The 17,677-nt window shown below is 66.0% G+C and carries 17 protein-coding genes and 1 pseudogene; 10 read left to right on the top strand and 8 right to left on the bottom strand.

Annotated features, from left to right (window positions below; genetic code table 11):
• The first annotated feature begins 57 nt into the window (after positions 1–57).
• The 6 genes from QP181_RS11640 (at position 58) to QP181_RS11615 (ending at position 4,819) form a co-directional block, all read left to right on the top strand.
• On the top strand, positions 58–1,080 hold the full coding sequence (locus QP181_RS11640) for a glycosyltransferase family 4 protein (protein WP_333928615.1): 1,023 nt from the start codon (positions 58–60) through the stop codon (positions 1,078–1,080).
• Between the two features lie 99 nt (positions 1,081–1,179).
• Positions 1,180–1,857: a DUF1013 domain-containing protein gene (locus QP181_RS11635; protein WP_056484483.1), complete on the top strand. Its 678-nt coding sequence runs from the start codon at positions 1,180–1,182 to the stop codon at positions 1,855–1,857.
• A 202-nt stretch (positions 1,858–2,059) separates the two neighbouring features.
• The gene (locus tag QP181_RS11630; RefSeq protein WP_333928614.1) at positions 2,060–2,422 is read left to right on the top strand and encodes an MBL fold metallo-hydrolase; all 363 of its coding nucleotides are present in this window, start codon (positions 2,060–2,062) and stop codon (positions 2,420–2,422) included.
• A 10-nt stretch (positions 2,423–2,432) separates the two neighbouring features.
• The gene (locus tag QP181_RS11625; protein ID WP_333928613.1) at positions 2,433–3,122 is read left to right on the top strand and encodes an MBL fold metallo-hydrolase; all 690 of its coding nucleotides are present in this window, start codon (positions 2,433–2,435) and stop codon (positions 3,120–3,122) included.
• A 34-nt stretch (positions 3,123–3,156) separates the two neighbouring features.
• Positions 3,157–4,026 (top strand): dienelactone hydrolase family protein, encoded by an 870-nt coding sequence (locus QP181_RS11620; protein ID WP_333928612.1) that lies wholly within the window; start codon positions 3,157–3,159, stop codon positions 4,024–4,026.
• 178 nt (positions 4,027–4,204) lie between these two features.
• Positions 4,205–4,819, top strand: a complete 615-nt coding sequence (locus tag QP181_RS11615; protein ID WP_333928611.1) for a glutathione S-transferase family protein — start codon at positions 4,205–4,207, stop codon at positions 4,817–4,819.
• A 474-nt stretch (positions 4,820–5,293) separates the two neighbouring features.
• On the opposite strand, the gene QP181_RS11610 is transcribed toward QP181_RS11615, so the two are convergent.
• From QP181_RS11610 to QP181_RS11600, 3 genes are all read right to left on the bottom strand, one after another.
• A complete protein-coding gene (locus QP181_RS11610; RefSeq protein WP_332754975.1) occupies positions 5,294–5,812 on the bottom strand; it encodes a thioredoxin family protein in 519 nt (172 codons plus the stop codon).
• 9 nt (positions 5,813–5,821) lie between these two features.
• Complete coding sequence (locus tag QP181_RS11605; protein WP_333928610.1) at positions 5,822–7,558, bottom strand: DEAD/DEAH box helicase; 1,737 nt, start codon at positions 7,556–7,558, stop codon at positions 5,822–5,824.
• 445 nt (positions 7,559–8,003) lie between these two features.
• Positions 8,004–8,411, bottom strand: a complete 408-nt coding sequence (locus tag QP181_RS11600) for a hypothetical protein (RefSeq protein WP_333928609.1) — start codon at positions 8,409–8,411, stop codon at positions 8,004–8,006.
• 121 nt (positions 8,412–8,532) lie between these two features.
• On the opposite strand from QP181_RS11600, the pseudogene QP181_RS11595 reads away from it, so the two are divergent.
• From QP181_RS11595 to QP181_RS11585, 3 genes and pseudogenes are all read left to right on the top strand, one after another.
• Positions 8,533–9,958, top strand: a pseudogene (locus QP181_RS11595) (FAD-binding oxidoreductase).
• Positions 9,959–10,020: 62 nt separating this feature from the next.
• Complete coding sequence (locus QP181_RS11590; RefSeq protein WP_132895488.1) at positions 10,021–10,803, top strand: SapC family protein; 783 nt, start codon at positions 10,021–10,023, stop codon at positions 10,801–10,803.
• 11 nt (positions 10,804–10,814) lie between these two features.
• A complete protein-coding gene (locus tag QP181_RS11585) occupies positions 10,815–11,408 on the top strand; it encodes a cytochrome b (RefSeq protein ID WP_132895487.1) in 594 nt (197 codons plus the stop codon).
• 437 nt (positions 11,409–11,845) lie between these two features.
• Here QP181_RS11585 and QP181_RS11580 read toward each other — a convergent pair whose 3' ends face one another.
• The 4 genes from QP181_RS11580 to QP181_RS11565 all read right to left on the bottom strand — a co-directional run bounded on the left by QP181_RS11580 (position 11,846) and on the right by QP181_RS11565 (position 15,108).
• Positions 11,846–12,916, bottom strand: coding sequence for an AI-2E family transporter (locus QP181_RS11580; protein ID WP_333928607.1), 1,071 nt, complete (start codon positions 12,914–12,916; stop codon positions 11,846–11,848).
• Positions 12,917–13,014: 98 nt separating this feature from the next.
• Entirely contained in the window at positions 13,015–13,299 is a 285-nt protein-coding gene (locus QP181_RS11575) for a hypothetical protein (protein ID WP_132736137.1), read from the bottom strand.
• 106 nt (positions 13,300–13,405) lie between these two features.
• On the bottom strand, positions 13,406–14,632 hold the full coding sequence (locus QP181_RS11570) for a multidrug effflux MFS transporter (protein WP_333923276.1): 1,227 nt from the start codon (positions 14,630–14,632) through the stop codon (positions 13,406–13,408).
• A 203-nt stretch (positions 14,633–14,835) separates the two neighbouring features.
• Positions 14,836–15,108 (bottom strand): hypothetical protein, encoded by a 273-nt coding sequence (locus QP181_RS11565; protein ID WP_132736131.1) that lies wholly within the window; start codon positions 15,106–15,108, stop codon positions 14,836–14,838.
• 311 nt (positions 15,109–15,419) lie between these two features.
• Here QP181_RS11565 and QP181_RS11560 point away from each other — a divergent pair, with 311 nt between their 5' ends.
• Positions 15,420–16,676 (top strand): glycoside hydrolase family 130 protein, encoded by a 1,257-nt coding sequence (locus QP181_RS11560; protein WP_243643263.1) that lies wholly within the window; start codon positions 15,420–15,422, stop codon positions 16,674–16,676.
• A gap of 15 nt (positions 16,677–16,691) precedes the next feature.
• Here QP181_RS11560 and QP181_RS11555 read toward each other — a convergent pair whose 3' ends face one another.
• Complete coding sequence (locus tag QP181_RS11555) at positions 16,692–17,612, bottom strand: glycosyltransferase family 61 protein (protein WP_333928606.1); 921 nt, start codon at positions 17,610–17,612, stop codon at positions 16,692–16,694.
• Between the last annotated feature and the right edge of the window lie 65 nt (positions 17,613–17,677).

Genomic DNA, 17,677 nt, shown 5'->3' with positions numbered 1-17,677 from the left:
GCGCCAAGCGGGCCCCTCCCTCTCCCCGACGGGAGAGGGCAAAACGGAGAAAACACGATGCGTATCGCGATCGTCACCGACGCCTGGAGCCCGCAAGTCAACGGCGTCGTCCGCACCCTCCAGGCGGTCCGCAAGGAACTCGAATCGATCGGCCATCAGGTCCTGATCGTCTCCCCCGAACAGTTCGCCTCGATGCCATGCCCGACCTATCCCGAGATCCGCTTGGCCTTTGCGCGGTCCGGCGCAGTCGGTCGCCTGCTGGCAAGCTTCGGCGCCGACGCGATCCATCTCGCCACCGAAGGCCCGGTCTGCCTCGCCGCGCGCACCTGGTGCCTTGCCCGCGCGCTCCCCTTCACCAGCGCGTATCACACCCAGTTTCCCGACTATATCGCCGCGCGCACCGGCGCGAACCCCGACTGGATCTGGCGCTACATCCGCTGGTTCCACCGCCCCGCCCAGTCGATCCTCGTCTCGACGCCCTCGGTCGCCAGGACGCTGTCGGACCAGGGCCTGCACCAGGTCCGCGAATGGGGCAGGGGCGTAGACTTCGCGCAGTTCGGCCTCGACGGCGCCCGCGATCCCGAGCTGACAGCGCTGCCCGGGCCGATCCAGCTCTATGTCGGCAGGGTCGCGGTCGAGAAGAACATCGAAGCGTTCCTGTCCTCCGCGCATCCCGGTACGAAGGTCGTGGTCGGCGACGGCCCCGCCCGCGCCACGCTTGCACGCCGCTTCCCGGACGCGGTCTTTCTCGGCCAACGCTCAGGCCTAGATCTCGCCGCCGCCTACCGCACCGCCGACGTCCTCGTCTTCCCGAGCCGCACCGACACCTTCGGTCTCGTCATGATCGAGGCGCTGGCTTGCGGAACCCCCGTCGCGGCGTACCCGGTCACCGGGCCGATCGACGTCCTCGACGACCGCGTCGGCGCGATGCACGAAGACCTCGACACCGCGATCGCTACCGCGCTCACCCGCGACCGCGTCACCTGCGCCGCCTATGCCGCACGCTACAGCTGGCCGGCCAGCGCACGCCAGTTCCTCCACGCGCTCGTCCCCCTCGAAGGAAAGCTCATGGCGGCCTGAGCTTGTTCGCTTGCCTGTTAGCCCCACGCGCACTAAGTCTCTCTCATGTCAGGCCGCTCCGAAAGGGGCGGCCCTTTCTATTTTTACGGAGTTTCCGCCGTGGCCCAGCCGCTCATGCCCCACGCGACCGCCGCCTGGATGGTCGACAATACCGCGCTCAGCTTCGAGCAGATCGCGGACTTCTGCGGCCTGCACATCCTCGAGATCCAGGCGATCGCCGACGACACCACCTCGACCAAGCTCACCGGTCGCGATCCGGTCCGCGCGCACGAGGTCACGCAGGAAGAGATCGACAAGGGTGCCGCCGATCCAGACTACCAGCTCAAGATGATCAAGGGCCCCGAGCAGGTCCGCCGCACCAAGGGGCCCCGCTACACGCCGGTCTCGAAGCGCCAGGACAAGCCCGACGGCATCTCGTGGATCATCCGCAACCATCCCGAGATCACCGACGGCGCGATCTCGCTGCTGATCGGCACCACGCGCACGACGATCGCCGCAATCCGCGACCGCAGCCACTGGAACATCGCCAACATCACCCCGAAGGACCCGGTCACGCTCGGCCTCACCTCCCAGCGCGAACTCGACGCGGCGGTGGCGAAGGCAGCGAAGGCAGCCGGCATGGAAGCCCCCACCGACACCCGCCTCGAAGGCGACCGCGAGGTGCTCCTCCAGCAGCTCCGCGCCGAGCGTACCCAGGCTGCCGCGGATGCGCAGTTCGTGGCAGACGGCGGCGTGTTGCCCGTCAAGCCCCTTTTCGACGACCCCTTCAAGCGCTGACCGCACGTCCCCTCCCGCAAGCGGGAGGGGGCAGGGGTGGGCTCGCGCTTCCCCAATCGTCATCCTGACGAAAGTCAGGACCCAGAGCCAAAGATGTCGCCCTACATTATCCTGGATCCTGAACTTCGTCAGGATGACGGGGTGCAGTTCATCACGCCCGCCAGCACTATCTCCCGCCACATCCAGTTGCTAACCGCAACGGATGGCAACCGCACCCGACACCGATTTCGCGCCGACCAGCCACAAGGGCCTGACCTACCCCTTCGGTAGCGCCGAGCCCGAAGCAGGTGACGTCTTCGAGGTCGCCCCCGGCATAGACTGGGTCCGCCTCAAGATCCCCGGCCCGTTGAAACACGTAAATTGCTGGCTCCTCGCCGACACCGACGGCGACGCGCTGATCGACACCGGCATGAACACCGCCGAGGCCCGCGACGCCTGGAAAGCCATCTTCAACGGCCCCAAAGCCGGCACCCGCATCACGCGAATGATCGGCACCCACTTCCACCCGGACCATATCGGTCTGGCGGGCTGGATGTGCGACCACCACGCCGCCCCCTCATCATGACCCGCGCCGAATGGCTGACCGCGCGCATGCTAGCCGCCGACGCCCGCGACTCCGTCCCCCAAGAAATGCTCGCCTTCTGGCGCGGCGCAGGCTGGGACGCCGCACAGATCGATCACGCCACCGCCAAGGGCTGGGCCGGCTTCCGAAAGATCATCACGCCGCTCCCGCTCAGCTACACGCGCATCGAAGACGGCGACACGCTCACCATCGGCGAGCGCGACTGGCGCGTGGTAACCGGCTCCGGCCACTCCCCGAGCACGCGTGCCTGTACGACGAAGCCGGCGGCATCCTCATCGCCGGCGACCAGGTCCTCCCGCGCATCAGCCCCAACGTCTCGCTCGGCGTCACCGAACCGAACGCTGACCCGCTGGGCGAATGGTTCGCCTCGATCGCCAAGCTCAAGACGCTGCCCGCCGACCTGCTCGTCCTCCCAGGCCACGGCGACCCGTTCGCCGGCCTCCACACCCGCCTCGACGCGATGGACCGCGAACATCGCGAGCGGCTCAACGAACTCGCCGTCTTCCTCGCCGAACCCCGCCGCGCGGTCGACTGTTTCGGACGCCTGTTCCGCCGCGCGATCGGTCCCGACGTCCTCGGCATGGCGACCGGCGAAGCACTCGCGCATCTCCGCCGCCTCGAAGTCGAAGGCCGAGCGACCCGCGAGACGCACGATGGCGTATGGTGGTGGCGCGCGGCCTGAGTTAGCATGCGGCCAAATTCAAGAGGATAGCCCCATGTGCGACGAGCATACCGCAGACGATAACGAAGCGTATCTGGCCGGCGTCTCGCGCCGCCAGTTCGGCGTCATGACCGGCGCGATGGGCCTGACGATGCTGCTGCCCGCCCCCGCGAACGCCGCCGTCATCAAGGGCCGCGACGTCGCGATCACCACGCCCGACGGCAAGGCCGACGCCTATTTCGTCGCGCCCGCCACCGGCAAGCACCCCGGCGTGCTGGTCTGGCCCGACATCATGGGCCTGCGCCCCGCCTTCCGCCAGATGGCCGACCGGCTCGCGCAATCGGGCTATGCGGTGCTCGTCGTCAACCAGTTCTACCGCTCGACCAAGGCGCCGTTCCTTGCCCCCGGCGAGTCGTACGACCAGCCCGCCGTCCGCGCCCGCATCGCCCCCTTCCGCGAAGCGCTAACGTCCGAAGGCACGGTGCGTGATGCGAAGGCCTTCACCGCCTTCATCGACGCGCAACCGCAGACCGACCGCAAGCGTGGGCTGGCCACCACCGGCTATTGCATGGGCGGCCCGATGGTGATGCGCACCGCCGCAGCCGTCCCCAACCGCATCCGCGCCGGCGCGACCTTCCACGGCGGCGGCTTCGTCACCGACACGCCCGACAGCCCGCATCTCCTGATCCCGCAGATGAAGGGCCGATACCTGATCGCGATCGCCGCCAACGACGACGCCCGCTCGCCGACCGAAAAGGACACGCTCCGCACCGCCTTCGCCGCGGCCAAACTCCCCGCCGAGATCGAGGTCTACGCCGGCACGATGCACGGTTGGTGCCCGCCCGACTCGAAGGTCTACAATGCGGCCCAGGCGGACAAGGCTTGGTCACGGATGCTCGCGTTGTTCGACAAGGCGCTGGTGTAAAGTGGCGCGGGGCTAGTACCCGAACCTAGCGACCCGCTTCCTTGTTCTCCCGCGAAGGCGGGAGCCCAGTCTGGGCTCCCGCCTTCGCGGGAGAACAAGCTTACTACGCCAGCCAGCCCTTGACCGCAGCCACTCTCCATGAGACCATCGTTCACGATCCGTTCTCAAGGAGAGTCGCATGACGTTGACCCTGTACACCAACCCGATGTCGCGAGGCCGGATCGCGCGGTGGATGCTCGAAGAGGTCGACGCCGAGTATGAGACCGTCGTGCTCGACTACGACACGACGATGAAGGCCGAGCCATATCTGTCGATCAACCCGATGGCCAAGGTCCCGGCGATCGTCCACAACCACAAGACCGTCACCGAATGCGCCGCGATCTGCGCGTATCTCGCCGACGCGTTCCCCGACGCCGACCTCGCCCCCCGCGAGGAAGAACGCGCCGATTACTATCGCTGGCTCTTCTACGCCGCCGGCCCGGTCGAAGCCGCGACCGGCAACCGCGCGCTCGGCGTCGTGCCCGATACCGCGCAGCAACGGATGATCGGCTATGGCAGCTTCGATCGGGTGATCGACGTGCTCGAACAGGGCGTTGCTGCGCACTCGTACATCGCCGGCGACCGCTTCACCGCCGCCGACGTCTATGTCGGATCGCAGGTCATCTGGGGCATGCAGTTCGGCTGGCTGCCGAAGCGCGAAGCGTTCGCGGACTATGCCGCGCGCCTGATCGAACGCCCGGCATACCTGCGCGCCGCAGCACTGGACGACGCCCTGATCGCGGTCGCCGCTTAGGAGCGAGGGCGTGACCAGCCAACCCAACCCGTCATCCTGACGAAAGTCAGGACCCAGGATACCAGGAGTTAACGCCCGTGGCTCTGGGTCCTGACGTTCGTCAGGATGACGGTGGGGGATGGGCCCGCACAGAGCGTGACGAGATCGGCTTGCTGGCAGGACTGCTTACGGCCGCAGCTCAATGGTGCGCACCGGATCGACATTACACGGGCAGGGGGCGTTGGACTCGCACTGGCTGTAAAGAGGGGCGTATCACGAACACGCTAGCACAATGGCCCAACGAACCTTGCCCTCACCCTTCCCACGGCGAAGACGCCGCGGGCCGCTTCCCTCTCCCATAGGGAGAGGGAGAGACGCGAATGCGGCGATAGGTGAGGGCAAGCCAAACAGGGCGAGTAGCGGAGCGGACGAGCCCCATCGCCCGCCTCAGACGAGCGACATGCCTAATACCGAAACGCCCTCAAAAACTCCCAATCAGGCCGCCCACTTCGCCAGCCAGTCGGCCAGCGCCTGAGGCCCCATCGACCGCGCGTCGGCCAGTTCGGTCTCATGCCCCGCGTTCAGCAACCGGTTGCTCCGCGGATCGACCACCAGCACCGCGGGCACCCCCTTGAGTCGCCCCTTGATGCCATACCCCGCCGCGATCTGACCGTTCTTGTCGAACCGGCCGATGTCGACCGTCACCACCACGAACTTGCTGTCGACGAAGCGCTTCATTTCCGGCAGGTCGATCGTCCCCGCGAGCAGACGGCAGTCGAGGCACCAGTTACCGCCGAGATCGATCAGCAACCGCTTATGCGTCTTCAGTGCCCGCGCCCGCGCTGCCGCAACCTGCGCATTGGCGTTCGCCGACTCGTTATACGGCAGCGGCAAAGGCTGTGGCAGCTTGTCGAAGCTCGTCGTATTGACGTGCGGCGCCACGACTTTCGCGCGGGGCGCAGCGGGGGCGGCCACGGCAGTCGCCAGCAAGGCAAGCGCGGCGATACGGCGCATCGACATCATTCATATCCTCCGATCACGGCATTCAGGAAGCTCGGAAATGGTCCGTTCCAGCCATCCGCCGGCGTATCGGCGAGCGGTTGGCGGCGACCACCGGTTGGATCTCGCAGGAATGCGCTCCGTCCGTGGCGGCTCGACCTTTGCCGCTTCCGAACGAACAGGTTGCGAGCGAACTGGTTCCGACCGTACCGGCTCCGATAGCGCAGGTTCCGACCGCGCAGGTTCCGACCGCGCAGGTTCCGACCGCGCAGGCTCCGACCGAACGGGCGCCGCGCGAACCGGTTCGACATACGCCGGTTCGACCTGCACCGGCTCGACCCGTGCCGGCTCCGCAACGCGCGGCTTCACCGCGGGCACAGGCTCGTCGATCGGCGTACGTTCCCAGCGAGGACGCTTGGCCGCCGCAACCGGCTCCACCGCAGCCAGCACTTCGGCGACGATCGCCGGGGCCACCGTATCCGCCCGTGGCACCCGCCGGGTACGTGGCCGATCCGACTCCTCGGCAGCCGCCGCCGCAACCGGCACTGGCGTAAACGTCTCGGACCGCGCGCCGCGACGCGGCCGTGCGCGCCGCGTCGTGCCATCGTCTTCGGTCGCAGCAGTAACTGCCGCCGTCTTAGGCTCGGCAACTTTGAGCCGTTCGATCGTCTGCCCGGTAAGCTTTTCGATATTGACGATATTCTCGGCATCGTCCGGCGCGACGAACGTGTACGCCGTCCCCGTCGCCCCAGCGCGACCCGTGCGACCGATCCGGTGGACATAGTCGTCCGGATGCCACGGCGCGTCATAGTTGAACACCGTCGATACGCCCTTGATGTCGAGCCCGCGCGCCGCGACGTCGGAGGCGACCAGGATCGTCACCGCGCCGGTCTTGAACAGCTCGAGCTCGGCCAGCCGCTGCGGCTGTTCCATGTCGCCGTGGATCTCGCCCGACTTGTAGCCCGCCTGCTTCAGCACCTTGTTCAGGTCGCGCACCGTCGTCTTGCGGTTGCAGAAGATGATCGCGTTGGTCACTTCTTCCTGCGCAAGGATCCGGCGCAGCGTATCGCGCTTGGCGGTCTGGCTCGCCACCGGCACTAGATACTGCTTGATGTTGAGATTGGTCGACGCCGGGCGCGACACCTCTATCGTCTTGGGATTGGTCAGGAACTTGTCCGCCAGCTTCTTGATTGGCGGCGGCATCGTCGCCGAGAACAGCAAAGTCTGGCGCTGTTTCGGCAGCTTGGTGCAGATTTCCTCGATGTCGGGGATGAAGCCCATGTCGAGCATCCGGTCCGCCTCGTCGATCACCAGCATCGAACAGCCGTTGAGCATGATCTTGCCGCGCCCGAACAGGTCCATCAGCCGGCCTGGCGTCGCGATCAGCACGTCCACGCCCTTCTCGAGCGCGGCGAGCTGGTCGCCCATCGAGACGCCACCGATCAGCAGCGCCATCGAGAGGTTCGAATTGACGCCGTATTTCTCGAAATTCTCCGCCACCTGCGCGGCGAGTTCGCGCGTCGGTTCGAGGATCAGCGAGCGCGGCATCCGCGCGCGGCTGCGGCCATGCGCGAGAATGTCGATCATCGGCAGCACGAACGACGCGGTCTTGCCGGTGCCCGTCTGGGCGATACCGATGATGTCGCGCATCATCAGCACCGACGGGATCGCGCCGGCCTGGATCGGGGTCGGCTCGGTATAGCCGGAGTCGGTGACTGCCTTCAGCAGTTCGTCGGAGAGGCCGAGATCGGCAAAACTCATGCAAATGTCCGGTAAATAGAGGGTGAAATGCACTGCCCTCAAGCGTTCCGGCGCTCGCCGATTTGGCGACAAATGTCAAGGAAACGCGGTGAATGGAGGGTGGGAAGGGGCGGCGGGCGGGTAAACGTCAATTACCTGCTGCATTCGCATAGCTTGAACGCGGTGCGTATGCGTGAATTCACCAGACGCACCTCCCCGGCGAAGGCTGGGGTCCAGTTGGAAAGGTCGCAGTAACGAACGGTAGCGCAGAGTTGGCAACGTCACCCAACTGGACCCCGGCCTTCGCCGGGGAGGTGGTTGTAGGGTGCGGGCGCTCGTCGAACCGAAACAGGATTTTCGAACAGGCAGTGTACGCGTTCCGAAGCGACCGACCTACTTCTTCTTCGCCCGCAAGCTCTTGAACCCTTCGATCTCGCAGCGTGAACCCGATCGCATGCGGATCGCGTCACGGCCCTTGCAGATCATCCCGTCCGCGCCCGGCCGCAGATAGAACCCCGAATAATAATCGAGCGGCTTGCAGTCGCCATCGAGCCGCGCGCAGCCGCGTCGTATCGTCCATCACGAGGTCGACCGCGCCGTCCTTGTTGAGCATCGCACCAGCAATTTCATCGACCGCGATGCATTTGGGACCCTTATGCTCCTTCCATTCGCGCGGCGGCGCGTAGGTTCGCGCGGGCATCCGGCTCATCCGGGGCACGCGGATGATGATGCGTTCGTGGATCGAGACCTGCGCGACCTGCGTGCCGTCCAGTTCGAATCCCGAAGACAGGCCGGACGACGGTACATCGCGCAATGCCACAACAAAGGGGCCCGCGAGCGCGAGCAGGGTGGCGGGTATCGCGGGGTGAATCATGGTGTCTGGATCATGCTGACGTAATCGTTAGCGCCCATCGTTGAACGCGCGATGAATTTTGTCTAGCGCTTCGTCCGTGCCCCAAATTCAGACAGCAACCCTGACGCCTTCGCAAGCCGCGATGTTGCAAGCGCTAGCACCACAGCTCGATGCGAAAGCGGTCGTCACCGACCCCGCCGATATCGATCCCTGGCTGCACGACTGGCGCGGCCGGTTCCATGGCGCTGCGCCTGCGATGCTCGCGCCGACCTCGACCGCGGAGGTCGCGCTGATCGTCAAGGCCGCCGCCGAACACCGCGTCCCGCTCGTCGCCCAAGGCGGCAACACCTCGATGGTCGGCGGCGCGACCGCCCCCGCCGACGGCAGTGCGCTGATCCTGTCGCTCCGCCGCCTTAACCGCATCCGCAACGTCGACACCGACGCCGGGCTCGCCATCGCCGAGGCCGGCGTGATCCTCGCCGACCTCGACGGCGCCGCGCAAGGGCAGGGGTGGCGCTTCCCGCTGACGCTCGGCGCGCGGGACGGCGACGATCGGCGGACTCGTCTCGACGAACGCGGGCGGCACGCAGGTGCTCAAGTTCGGCACGATGCGCGGTCTCGTCGCAGGAGTCGAAGCCGTGCTCGCCGACGGGACGATCTATGACGGCCTGTCCGCGCTGAAGAAAGACAATCGCGGCTACGACCTCGACCAGCTCTTCATCGGCGCGGAGGGCACGCTGGCGATCGTCACCGCCGCCACGCTCCGCCTGGCTCCCGCAATCGCAGCGCGCGGCACCGCCTGGGTCGGTATCGCCTCACCCCAGGCGGCGCTCAAACTCCTGCGCACGATGCAGGCGAAGACCGACGCGATCGAGAGCTTCGAGATCCTCCCCGCCGAGTCGCTCGACGCCGCCATCGCGCACCTCCCGAACGCCCGCGCGCCACTCACCGGCCGCCACCCCTGGCACCTCCTCATCGAGGCAACCTCCGCCACCACCGATGGCGAGTCCCCCAGCGCACTCCTCGAACGCCTGCTCGGCAAAGCCCTCGAAGACGGCGCCATCGAAGACGCGACGATCGCCACCAGCGAAGCCCAGTCGGACGCCTTCTGGCTCCTCCGCGACTCGCTCTCCGCCGCCGAACGCGCGCTCGGCCCCGCGACGCAGCACGACATCTCCATCCCCGTCGAGACGATGCCGCGCTTCATGATCGAGGCGGCGGCGGCGTGCGACGCGCGCTTCCCCGGCACGCACGCGAGCGGGTTCGGCCATCTCGGCGACGGCAACGTCCACTTCCACGTCCGCGCCGCGCCCGGCACCGACCCCGCGCACTGGTATGCCGAGGATGCGCCGGTCGTCACCCGCTTCGTCGGCGATCTCGTGACCGCGGCCGGCGGCTCGATCTCGGCGGAGCACGGCATCGGCCAGATGAAGCGCGACGAACTCGAACGCCTCTCCTCGCCCGCGCGCATGACCGCGCTCAGGGCGATCAAGTCCGCGCTCGATCCGCTCGGCATCCTCAACCCCGGCAAGCTCGTCACACTTGCACGCCCGCCCGGCGCACCATAGAGCCTCGCCCCAATCGGTGGCATGAGCCACCGGCATTTCGACCGACCGATCCGGAGAGTAACATGGCCAGCACCGCCCAGCTTCCGCTTTTCTACAACGGCCTCGAGCCGCTCTCGAGCGACACGCACGCGAACTACAAGGTCCGCCCGCAAGACAGCGCGCCGTTCCTGGTCGGCCAGCACGCCATCCCGATCACCGTCGACGAGTTCCCGCTGGTCCAGCGCCACATGCCGATCGTCTTCTCGACCGGTGACGACGCCATCCCCCTCGCGCTGATGGGCCTGAACGAGGGCGTCAACGTGTTCGTCGGCGACGACGGCAAGCTGACCGAGACCACGTTCTACGTGCCCGCCTATGTCCGCCGCTACCCGTACATGCTCGCGCGCCTCCACCCCGATGCGCAGGAGTTGTCGCTCTGCTTCGATCCGACCTCGCCGACGCTTGGTGAGTTCGAGGACGGCGATGCGCTGTTCGAGAACGGCCAGCCGACCGAGCTGACCAAGAACATCCTTGGCTTCAACGAGTCGTTCGAACAGGCCGGCGCGCGCACGCAGAACTTCATGAACGAGCTGCGCGAGCTCGAGCTGCTGATGGACGGCGAAGTCACGATCCAGCCCGACGGCGCCGAGCAGCCGTTCGTCTATCGCGGCTTCCAGATGATCAACGAGGAAAAGCTGATCGACCTGCGCGGCGATGCGCTGCGCAAGATGAGCAAGTCGGGCATGCTCCCGCTGCTCTACGCGCACCTGTTCTCGCTGTCGCTGATGCGTGATATCTTCGCGCGCCAGGCACAGCTCGGCCAGACCCCGCAGCCGCAGATGGCCGCGCCGCAGTTCAACGTCTGAAGGACACGTACATGGCGGCAGCGCGGGATAGTTCGGAACGCTACTCGCCGGAGCGGCATTCCTCGGAACGCTATTCGAGGGTGGCGATCTGGCTTCACTGGACGATCGCGCTGCTCGTCATTCTCAACCTCGCGGTCGGGCTGTTGCACGATTCGGTGCCGGCCCTCCGCGCGTGGATGGGGGCGCACAAGGCGCTCGGGATGGCCGTCCTCGTCCTGAGCGTCGCGCGGCTCGCATGGCGTCTCGCCAACCGCCCGCCGCCGCTGCCCGCGCTGATGCCGGCCTGGGAAAAGGGGCTCGCGCACGCCGCGCATGCGCTGCTCTACGGCATGATGATCGGCATGCCGCTGACCGGGTGGCTGATGGTGTCGGGCTCGGCGAAACGCGGTCCGTTCAACTGGTTCGGCCTGTTCGACATTCCGTATCTGCCGGTATCGACGGCAACCGGGCATTTCGGCCACGAGGCGCATGAGATCCTCGGCTGGATGATGCTCGCGCTGGTCGTCGCGCACAGCGCGGCTGCACTGCGCCATCACCTGCTGCTGCGTGACGAGATCCTGGCGCGAATGGCACCGGCGTTCGCCCGCAAGAAAAACGCGCTCTGAAAAAATTCGGTGTGCGCCGCAACAAGGGTTGAACCAAATCGGGGCTCACCCATTTAGATCCTGTACGGCATCGTGTCCCCCCTTTCGCGGCGCCGTACGGTACGCTTCTAGCGTACCTCCTCCCTGAACCTAGGCCACTCCGTGCACAGCACGGGGTGGTTTTTTTGGTCTGCAGACGCGGACTAAGGTTTACGGCTGCGTGTCAGCGGACACCCCGGAATCAACTAGCATAGCCGCGCTCAAAACCGATCCTCCCCCGCCAGGGGGAGGTGGCACCGAAGGTGACGGAGGGGGAGGATGGGCAGCAGAGGTGGTCGCTTACCGCCCCCTCCGTCAGGCTGCGCCTGCCACCTCCCCCTGGCGAGGGAGGATTTGAAAATTGCGGGACGCTTTGTGGCGCGCGGCAAAAGCAACGTCTTGGTAGCGTTGGCAGTGGCTCAGGCGTCCGGCTCCGGCTGCCCAAGCCGCTGCTCGGTCATAATCTGCCATCCCGCCAGGAACAGCGCCGCGACCACGGGGCCGACGACGATCCCGCTCAATCCGCAGATCTCGATTCCGCCCAGCGTCGTGACCAGCACGACATAATCCGGAATTCCGGTGTCGCGACCGACCAGGATCGGCCGCAGGATATTGTCCGCAAGCCCGATCACCACGACCCCCGACACGATCACCGCGATGCCCTGCCAGATCGCACCCGTCGCCAGCAGATACACCGCGACCGGCACCCACACGATCGCCGGCCCCAAGGCGGGCAGCAACGAGGTGAGCGCCATCAGCAGGCCCCACAGCAACGCCGCCGGCACACCGACCAGCCAGAAGGTCAAGGCGCCCAGGCCGCCCTGGACGAGCCCGACGATGACCGATCCCTTGATCGTGGCGCGCACGACCGCGACGAACTTGCCGACCAGCCGTTCGGTCACCGACCGCTCGAGTGGCAGCGCGCGACAGATCGCCGGCCCGACGCGGTCGCCGTCGCGCAGCAGGAAGAACGTCACGTACAGCGCGATGCCGAACGCCAGCAGGAATGCGAAGGCATTGCGGCCGATCGACAGTGCCTGTCCGGCGATCGTCCGGACGCTGTTGCCCAGCGCGCCGGAAATACGCGATTGCAGCCGTTCGAAGCTGTCGATCCCGGACTTGTCGACCAGCTGCTGGAGCCGCCGCGGCAAGGCATCGTGGATCTGCTGGAAATAGGCGGCAAAGTTGATCTGGCCGCTCTGCATGCTCGTATAGACCGAGGATGCCTGGTCGATCATCAGGCTCGCGATGATCAGCGTCGGGACGACCACCGCGACGAAGATGATCAGCATCGCCAGCGAGGCGGCGAGGTTGCGCCGCTCGGGCCAGCGCTTGAGCAGCTTTTGATACAGCGGCTGGAACAGGATCGCCGCCAGCCCGCTCCATAGCAGGGCGGCCGCGAAGGCGGATACCACCACGCCCAAGGCTATGGTGATGATCGTCAAGAAGAGGAGGAATCCCCCGTTCTCGATCCGGCCCCTGTTCGTCATGTCGCCCACCCTGTTTCGCCAGTCCGGTCGACATGTCCCGGCCGCCGTCTCGCATTACTTATATAAAAAATCCCCCCGGGCGTGCCGGGGGATCAGTATCAGCGGAGCTTCTCGCTGCCGTTGACGAGGGCCGCCTTCTCGCTGGCCGGCATCGCCTGCGCGTTCACGTCGGCGTCGTCGATCGCGTCGGCCTGCTGGTCGCCGCTCTCGCGCACGGCCTTGGCCTGGTCCTCGAGGTTGTCCGCCTTGGCTTCCAGCGCGTCGGCACGGTTGTCCGCTGCGCCTTCGACCTGGCTGCCCAGCTTGTCGTCGCCCTTGCCGCCGCAGGCTGCGAGCGGAACGGTGAGAGCAGCCATCATAAGCGCTACGGTCAGTTTCTTCATGATCGGATATCCTGTTGGTGTTGTGTCGACGCAAACCGTCACGGTGACGTAACGGTTCCCAACGCAGCGATCCTTCTGAAACAGTGTGATCTTTTTGCACTACGCCTCAGCGCAGCGCGGTCTCCCGCTGGAACCAGAAGCGTCCCTCGACCAGATACACGATCACCAGCGCACCGAGGCCGATCCCGAGATAGCCGATCGCGAGCGGGAAAGTGGATCCGTCATAGGCTTGGCCGATCAACGATCCGACCACTACCGCGCCGAGACTGGTGATGAATCCCTGCACCGACGATGCAGTCCCGGCGATATGCCCGACCGGCTCCATCGCCATCGCGCCGAAGTTCGATCCGCACAGGCCGATGCACGTCATGCTCAGCGCCTGGATCGCGATGAAACTCCACAGCGTCTCTAGGCCACTGGCGATCACCGCAAGATGGACCAGCGACAACGCGATCAGCGCGAACACCCCGGCCTGCGAGATCAGCCGCGTGCCCAGTCGCTCGACCAGCCGACTGTTGGCGAACGACGCACAACCCATCGCGAAGGCGCAGACCGCGAACAGCATCGTGAACCGATCGCCCGCACCGAACTGCTCACCGAAGATCTGCTGTGCCAGCGACACGAAGGCGATGATCCCGCCGAACGTCAGCGACGCGGCGGTCGCATAGCCGATCGAATAGCGGTTGGTGAGCGTCAGGCGATAGGCGTTGCGCAACGACGTCAGCGAGATTGCCGTCCGTCGCTCGATCGCCAGCGTCTCGGACAACCGCATCGCCGCCCATGCCAGGACGAATGCGGCGAACGCCGCCAGGGCGTAAAAGATGAACCGCCACGGTCCGAACGCGAGCAGGATTTGTCCCAGGCTGGGTGCGAGGATCGGCACCAGGAAGAAGATCATCTGCGCGATCGACAGTGTCTTGGCCATCTGCCGCCCGGAAAAGCGATCGCGGACGATTGCGACGGCGAGCACGCGAGTCGAGGCCGACATCAGTCCTTGCAGGATCCGCGCACAGATCAGCGCGGTGAAGGTCGCCGAACTCGCTGCGAAGATGCTCGCGCCGACGAAACCGATCAGAGTCGCGAGCAGGATCGGGCGGCGGCCATAGCGATCGGCGAGCGGCCCGTAGACCAGCTGGCCGATCCCGAAACCGAACATGTATGCGGTGATGATCCACTGCCGCGAATTGGCAGTCGCGGCATGAAGCTCGGCCCCGATCGCCGGTAGCGCGGGCAGCATCAGGTCGACCCCGAGCGCGTTCACCGCCATCATCGCGGCGATGAACGCGACGAATTCGCGACGACCAAAGGTAAAATGGGTAAGCGGCTGCGTCATATCCCCGCGCCTACTGGTTAATGTTGCACCGCGCCATAATCGATCGCACCACTTCACAATCCTCCCCGCCAGGGGGAGGTGGCAGGCAAAGCCTGACGGAGGGGGAGGACACGGAACACAGGTTGGCGCCGACCCCTCCTCATCTGGGAAGCGCCAGCCCCTTAGCGGGGAAGGACCCTACCGACTCGTTCCCCCCACCCGCGTCATCCCGCGACCGGCGTGTCGCTCCGCTCCACCGCAACGATATCGACGTGATAGCTCTTCCACCCTCGCGTCGCCGCGGCCTCGACTGCGAGATTCTTGGTCTTTTTCGCCTCGCCAAGCGACTTGCTGTGTCCCCAGAACACCTCGGTCTTGCCGTTGGCGAGCACCGCGACGATCCGCCAGTAATGCGTCAGGTCGAGCGCGGTGGGCCCGATCGTCTTGACATAGCCGTCGGGCAGGACTGCCGTGAGGTAGAATTTACGCTTGGCCATCGCGACCTGCTACAAGCGCGACGGCCCGAACGCATCCGTGAAAAATGCCGTTCCCGTATCGGCCATGACGTGCGGCGACCGGATTTGGCAAACGGCGCAGGGATCGAATTGGCGCGTGCAGCGCTCCTCCTGAGACTCCTTCCGAAGGGCCGATGATGACGACACCCGACGCTGCTCCCACCAGTCTTCCTGCGACGAAAAGTCCCAATACGGCGGCTTCGGCAACGACCCCGGCAACGACTGGCGCCGACTCGCATGGGATCGACTTCAAGGCAGCGGCCGATGTGTTCACCAAGCTTGATGTCGAACTCATGCCCGATCCGTCGCGGACCGTGATCCGCCCGTTCAGCTTCGCCTATCCCGCCGCGTTCGACGATGGGCGGCCGTCGCGCGTCCATGCCGTCATCGATCGTGTCCGTGCGCTCGATCCGGCGATGCGGACGCGGATGCGCGCGCTGCTCGCGGCACCGATGCGCGAGCGGCACCGCAATGCTGATCGCGTCTTCCTGCGCCGCTTTGCGGAGATCCGCGACGAGATCGGCGCGGGTGATTTCGACGATGACGAGCAGTGGCTGATCGGCGCCTATTTCAGCCAGGAATACGCATTCGAATCGGCGGCGTTGTTCAATCCGAGCATGGTCCGGTTGCCCGACGACGCGCTCGACGGGCGTCCGACCGAACCGGGCGCGGTGCGGTTTCTGCTGTCGCTGCGCGGGATCGGCGAGGGGCATATCTCGTCGGTGACGTTCCGGACTGGCGAATGGGGGCCGGGCGATCGTCTCGTGCTCGATCCGCCGAGCGCGAACGGGGTGCCGCCGCAGATCGAGCGGACCGAGGCGGACTGGGTGCGGCTGCTGTGCGAGGATAGCCAGGACGTCTCCGAGACGGTGATCTTCCCGATCCTGCCCAGCCAACATCAGGGGATCGAGGATCTCCGCATGGTCACCTTCACCGATCATGACGATGTGCAGAGCATCATCGGCACCTATACCGCGTTCGACGGCAAGACCGCGCGGCAGGAGATGTTGCGCGGAATCGATATCCGGACGTTCGAGATGCGGCCGCTGGCGGGGTCGATGACCGGCTATAAGGGGATGGCGTTGTTCCCGCGGCGGATCGACGGGCAGTTCGTGATGCTCGGGCGGCAGGACAGCGAGAATATCTGGCTGCTCCGCTCGGACGATCTTTACACCTGGGACAGCGGCACGCCGATCATGGCGCCGAAATATCCGTGGGAATTCGTCCAGCTCGGCAATTGCGGGTCGCCGATCGAGATCGACGAGGGCTGGCTGGTCTTCACGCACGGCGTTGGCATGGTCCGCGGCTATTGCATCGGCGCGTGCCTGCTCGACAAGGCGGACCCGTCCAAGGTGCTCGCGCGGACACCGTCGCCGTTGCTGTTCCCGTCGGCCGAACAGCGCGGCGGCTATGTCCCCAACGTCACCTACAGCTGCGGTGGACTGCTCCAGGATCGCCGGGTGCTGCTGCCCTATGCGATCGGCGACGAATACAGCGCCTTCGCGGTCGCCGAGGTCGACGACATCCTAGCCGCGATGGTCCCCGCCTGACGTTTCCCTCGGGGCTCAGCCAAGCGCCCCGAACAATTTGCGTATGATTCCTGTATCAACCGAAAAATCCCGCCGATCCACCGGGCGGGCGTCGGTGGAGACGGTCGGGCCGACGGCAGCGAGATAATCCAGTTGGCGGTGGTGTGCGAGATTGGCGAACAAGGTCGCATCGCCCTCCCGCCCTTCTGGAGCAAGTTCGATCAAAACGCTGCCGGGACGCATGAAGACCGCATTGGCGAGCCCGGCGCCCAGTGGCCCGGCAATGGCGTCCGCACCGGAAAACAGCTTAACTTGATCGTGAAAGGCAAGATGTTGCGGCTCGACGGTTTCGAACCCGTGCTCGGCGGCGATCTCCATGATCTCGGCTTCATTGATCAGTTTGCGCGACCCGGCACCGGCGCGGGTAATAAAGAACCGGCGTCCCGATTGTGCCGCTGGCGCATGCCGCTCGCGTATTTCATCCGCCATGGCGAATGCGTGGGCGCAAAACGTATGGATGTTGCTCAGCCCGCGCGCCGGCATCAGCAACCGGGCGCATCGTGTGATGCCGTCCTCCTGCGTCGCGCACCTGTCGATCGGTTGCAGCGCCGTCAGCATGTCGGCCATCCACGGGCGTAGCGGTGGCAGCCAGACTGTCGTGTCCGCCGCCAACCCCTCACGCTGTGCCAGCCACAGCCGCGGCATCGCCTCGAGCAACCAGTGGAAGTAGTTCAGGTTGGTTTGGATGCCCACGACCAGATGTGTTCCCGGTAGCTCGGGCCCGCCGACAAGGTCGATCGAGAAAAGACGATCCGGGTGCTCGTGAAATCCGTAGCGGGCAAGCGATCCGAAGGCGCGGAAGCTGTCGCTGAGGATGCGATGATCCTGATCCGCAACCAGAAACCCTTCGGTGAGGATAGCACCATGCGGTAGCGCAACGACGAACGAAGGCGCCAATCGCGTAGTCGCGCCCGGCCCCGAACGGACGTCGTGTTCGCGCGCTACGTCGGCGACGCGCGGAT

The organism is Sphingomonas sp. LR55, assembly GCF_036856015.1.
Taxonomy (GTDB): domain Bacteria; phylum Pseudomonadota; class Alphaproteobacteria; order Sphingomonadales; family Sphingomonadaceae; genus Sphingomonas.
This window is presented reverse-complemented; position numbering and strand designations above follow the sequence as displayed.

What these genes read in the sequence shown, in the direction of transcription:
- QP181_RS11615 (WP_333928611.1), top strand. Translation starts at nt 4,205, where the DNA reads ATGACGTTGACCCTGTACACCAACCCGATGTCGCGAGGCCGGATCGCG.
- QP181_RS11630 (WP_333928614.1), top strand. Translation starts at nt 2,060, where the DNA reads ATGGCAACCGCACCCGACACCGATTTCGCGCCGACCAGCCACAAGGGC.
- QP181_RS11565 (WP_132736131.1), bottom strand. Translation starts at nt 15,108, where the DNA reads ATGGCCAAGCGTAAATTCTACCTCACGGCAGTCCTGCCCGACGGCTAT.
- QP181_RS11610 (WP_332754975.1), bottom strand. Translation starts at nt 5,812, where the DNA reads ATGCGCCGTATCGCCGCGCTTGCCTTGCTGGCGACTGCCGTGGCCGCC.
- QP181_RS11600 (WP_333928609.1), bottom strand. Translation starts at nt 8,411, where the DNA reads ATGATTCACCCCGCGATACCCGCCACCCTGCTCGCGCTCGCGGGCCCC.
- QP181_RS11590 (WP_132895488.1), top strand. Translation starts at nt 10,021, where the DNA reads ATGGCCAGCACCGCCCAGCTTCCGCTTTTCTACAACGGCCTCGAGCCG.
- QP181_RS11640 (WP_333928615.1), top strand. Translation starts at nt 58, where the DNA reads ATGCGTATCGCGATCGTCACCGACGCCTGGAGCCCGCAAGTCAACGGC.
- QP181_RS11605 (WP_333928610.1), bottom strand. Translation starts at nt 7,558, where the DNA reads ATGAGTTTTGCCGATCTCGGCCTCTCCGACGAACTGCTGAAGGCAGTC.
- QP181_RS11580 (WP_333928607.1), bottom strand. Translation starts at nt 12,916, where the DNA reads ATGACGAACAGGGGCCGGATCGAGAACGGGGGATTCCTCCTCTTCTTG.
- QP181_RS11625 (WP_333928613.1), top strand. Translation starts at nt 2,433, where the DNA reads ATGGCTGACCGCGCGCATGCTAGCCGCCGACGCCCGCGACTCCGTCCC.
- QP181_RS11620 (WP_333928612.1), top strand. Translation starts at nt 3,157, where the DNA reads ATGTGCGACGAGCATACCGCAGACGATAACGAAGCGTATCTGGCCGGC.
- QP181_RS11560 (WP_243643263.1), top strand. Translation starts at nt 15,420, where the DNA reads ATGCCCGATCCGTCGCGGACCGTGATCCGCCCGTTCAGCTTCGCCTAT.
- QP181_RS11570 (WP_333923276.1), bottom strand. Translation starts at nt 14,632, where the DNA reads ATGACGCAGCCGCTTACCCATTTTACCTTTGGTCGTCGCGAATTCGTC.
- QP181_RS11585 (WP_132895487.1), top strand. Translation starts at nt 10,815, where the DNA reads ATGGCGGCAGCGCGGGATAGTTCGGAACGCTACTCGCCGGAGCGGCAT.
- QP181_RS11575 (WP_132736137.1), bottom strand. Translation starts at nt 13,299, where the DNA reads ATGAAGAAACTGACCGTAGCGCTTATGATGGCTGCTCTCACCGTTCCG.